We start from the raw sequence: 379 nt of genomic DNA, 5'->3' as shown, positions 1-379 counted from the left end.
GCGGTGCAAGGGACCGGTCTCGGCTGACGGGGCGATGAACGCCGCGTGCAGCCCCGCCGCGAGACCGTGGAGCGCTGCGACGGCGGCCTGCTGGCGAACCTCTCGGGCGTCCTCCCGGGTCTCCATCGTCACGGCCGCGGTGAGCGCCATCTGACGGGCGGTCTCGATACCGGCGGTGAAGGCGGCCTGCTCGCGGGGCGTCATGGCCGAGCCCTCCCGCCGAGGCCGGGGAGCAGATCAGCCCAAGCCGCGCGCAGGATCGCGGTTCTGGCATCGGCGCGGTTCGGGCCGGCGCCGACTACGGCCCCCATCAGATCGTCTAAGGCCGCGAGACCGCCGGCATGGTCCGCCTCGATGCCTTTGCGGCGCAGGGCGGACC

1 pseudogene is annotated in these 379 nt (G+C 74.1%); it reads right to left on the bottom strand.

From position 1 onward, the window contains the following. Positions 1–204, bottom strand: a pseudogene (locus tag MKK69_RS20665) (hypothetical protein); the annotation flags it as partial. Positions 205–379 lie beyond the last annotated feature (175 nt).

Origin of the sequence: Methylobacterium sp. J-026, from assembly GCF_022829585.1 — a bacterium.
GTDB lineage: Bacteria > Pseudomonadota > Alphaproteobacteria > Rhizobiales > Beijerinckiaceae > Methylobacterium.
This window is presented reverse-complemented; position numbering and strand designations above follow the sequence as displayed.